Genomic DNA, 3,461 nt, shown 5'->3' with positions numbered 1-3,461 from the left:
GCTGACTATCTGGAGAATTTGGCCACTGTGGCCGAGCTTTACGTTCAGGGATATGAACTGGATTATGAAGGGCTGTTTGCGGACGGGCAATACAGCCGTGTTCCTCTGCCCACCTATCCGTTTGCCCGGGAACGTTACTGGGTTCCTGAAGCGAAAACCGCTGCCCCTGTCCCGGCGGAGACGATGGCGGCGGCAGAAACAGAACCTGCCGGAAATGCAGAACCGGAGGAAGAAGGCTATGAACTGATGACCTTTGCCGAAGAGTGGCAGGCGGAGGATCTGCCGGAAGGCCGGGTGTCCACCCCGGCGGCACTGGTCTGTTTTCTGTCGAACCCGGATTATCAAGAGGCCGTGCGTGCGGCCGTGCAAGCACGCCAGCCGGGGACGGAAGTGATCTTCGTGGCCCAGGGCCGTTCCTCCGGCAAGCAGAGCCGGGGACAGTATCGCCTGAACCGCGACGACGGAGCGGCTTTCCGCCAGGTTTTGGACAGCCTCGCTTCCGATTGCGGCGGGGATTTTGCGCTGCTCTACCTGTGGCCGTTGGAAGATGCGGGCTGTATTGAGGATTCGGCCGTTCTGTTCCGCCTGTTGCAGGCTGTCGGAGAAGCCGGGCGGAAACCGTCCCGGCTGTTATGGGCCGGGGCATGGAGAACGAGCCTTGAACGCTGCTGTCTGGAATCCTGGATCGGTTGGGAACGTTCCCTCGGCCTCATCCTGCCGCAGACCCGCGTCGCGGGGATTCTGCGGGAAGCCGGTCCCGGTCCGGCGGTGGACATGGAAGCCTGGCTGTCGCTCCTGTGGGCGGAGTTGCACACCCCTTCACCGCAGAGTGTCCTGTATGAGGGAGAGCAGCGGTACACCTGCCGGATCCGTCCTGTTTCTTTGGGAGAGGAAAGATGGCGCATCCAAGCGAACGGAACCTACCTGATCACCGGCGGAGGCGGCGGATTGGGCCGGATCCTGGCTGCCCGCCTGGCCCGTTCCGGGCCGGTCAACCTGATTTTGACCGGCCGTTCGCCGCTGGATGCCCGGTTGCAAGCGGAGCTGACGTTGCTGGAAGGAACGGGCAGCCGGGTGCTGTACCGGCAGGCGGACGTCTGCGATGCCGTGGCGATGCGCGAAGTGCTTCGGGAAGCCAAAGCGCGGTTTGGCGGGGTGAACGGCGTCATCCATGCGGCCGGTTTGCAGAGCAAAGAGCCGCTCTTCACCAAATCGGAGGCCGATTTTGCCCGGGTGCTGGCCCCGAAAGTGAAGGGAACCCAAGTGCTGGATGAGGTGCTGTCCGGGGAACCGCTCGACTTTCTTCTCTGTTTTTCCTCCGCCGCGGCGATTCTCGGCGACATGGGCGCCGGGGACTACGCCGTCGCCAACCGCTTCCTGACGGCTTATGCCCGGGAGCGCAACCGGCAGCAAAGGCAGGGTTTGCGCAGCGGCAAAACGCTGGTGGTTCACTGGCCGCTGTGGAAGGAAGGCGGCATGGGCTTGGGAGATGATGAGCAGACCCGCCTCTACCTGAAATCGAGCGGCCAGCGCGCGCTGGAAACGGAAGAGGGCCTGGACTTGCTTGAGCGCGTGCTGGGGCAGGAACAGACACAATTGTTGGTTCTGGCCGGTCAGCCTGACCGGGTGCATCGTTTCCTGGGGCTGTACAGGGAGCCGGAGCCGCAGCAGCCGGAACCGGCAGCCGGGCTGCCGGCCGGCAAAGGGCGCAGGCCGGAGATGAAGGGGCTCAGCGTGCGGCAATGCCTGGAATGGGATTTGCAGGAGCTCTCCGGCCAGCTGCTGAAAATCCCCCGCGAGAAACTGGATCTCACCAGCAACCTGGCCGATTTCGGTTTTGATTCGATCACACTGGCGGCGTTTGCCGAACAGTTGACCCGGCATTACGGCATTGAGCTGACCCCGGCGGTCTTCTTCGGCTATCCCACCCTGGGCAAATTGGCCGATTATTACCTGTCCGAACACAAGGAAGCGCTGGAGGCGTTTTACCGGGAAGCGCCGCCTGCCCCGGAAAGGAAGCCGGCGGTGGACATGCCCGTCCGGCCGGCGGCCGAACCGGAGCCATCGCGAAGGAAGCAGCCGGTGCAGGAGAAAGCGCGGCCTTCCGCAGTTCCCGAACCGATCGCCGTGATCGGGATGAGCGGCCGGTTCCCGGGAGCGCGCAATATTGAAGAAATGTGGCAGCATCTGCTGAACGGAGAGGATCAGGTGCGCGCCGCCGGGGCGGAACGCTGGCCGGGGAGCGGGGCGGAACGATGGAAATTCGGGGCCATTCCCGGTGTCGATGAATTCGATCCCCTGTTCTTTGAAATTTCGCCGCGCGAAGCCCGGAGCATGGACCCGCGTCAGCGGCTGTTGCTTCAGGAAGCGTGGAACGCATTGGAAGATGCCGGCTATGGGCCGGTGCAGATCAAGAACCGGAAGATCGGCATGTTTGTCGGGGTGGAAAATGGCGATTACAAGTATCTGACCGGTTTTGATGCCCCGATCACGTCCAACCATGACGCGATTCTCGCGGCCCGGCTCTCTTATGTACTCAATCTGAACGGCCCCAACCTGGCCGTCAATACCGCCTGTTCCTCCGGACTGGTGGCTGTCCATCTCGCCTGCCAGAGCCTGCGCAGCGGCGACTGCGATACGGCCATTGCCGCCGGAGTCAACCTGATCCTCGTCCCGCAGACGCTCGAAGCGATCGGGCAGGCGGGAATGCTCTCGCCGGATGGGCGGTGTTATGCCTTTGACCAAAGAGCCAACGGCATGGTTCCCGGTGAAGCCGTGGCCGTGGTCGTGCTGAAGCCCCTTTCCCGGGCGATCGCGGACAAGGACCCGATCCATGCGGTGATCCGGGGCAGCGGCATCAACTATGACGGCAAGACCAACGGCATTACCGCGCCCAGCGGGGTGGCGCAGACACAACTGTACAAAGAGGTGTATGACCAGTACGGGATTAACCCAGAAGATCTGGAGTATATCGTGGCCCACGGAACGGGAACGCGCCTGGGTGACCCGGTGGAGGTCAACGCGCTTCGCGATGCTTTTCAAAGCTATACCGACAAGGAAAACTTCTGCGCCCTGACCTCGACCAAAACCCATTTCGGCCACACCTTTGCCGCCTCCGGTCTGGTCAGTCTGATCAGCCTGGTGCAGGCGATGCGCCATGAGACCATCCCGGGCAGCCTCCATTGTGAGCAGGAAAATGAATACATTCGCTGGAAGGGCAGCCCGTTTTATGTAAATAAAACGAACCGGCCGTGGAAGGACAAGGAAGGGAAGCGGAGACTGGGGGCCGTGAGCGCCTTCGGGATGAGCGGAACCAATGTCCATCTGGTGCTGGAGAGCTATCCGGAAGAAAGGAGTGCGGCCCGGCACCGTCTTCCTTATTACTTGCTCGCTCTGTCCGCCAAGACCCGGGAGGCGCTGGAAGCGAAGATCAGCGACATGATCGCTTTTCTGGAGAAGGA

At 62.2% G+C, this 3,461-nt stretch carries 1 protein-coding gene; it reads left to right on the top strand.

Annotated features, from left to right (window positions below):
* The coding region (locus I8U17_RS17855; RefSeq protein ID WP_198059972.1) for an SDR family NAD(P)-dependent oxidoreductase at window positions 1-3,461 on the top strand (3,461 nt) is incomplete at both ends.

This window comes from Thermoactinomyces sp. CICC 10521 (genome assembly GCF_016055135.1).
Classification (GTDB): Bacteria; Bacillota; Bacilli; order Thermoactinomycetales; family Thermoactinomycetaceae; genus Thermoactinomyces_A; species Thermoactinomyces_A daqus.
The sequence above is the reverse complement of the archived record's forward strand: the minus strand, read 5'-3'. Positions and strand labels throughout refer to the sequence as shown.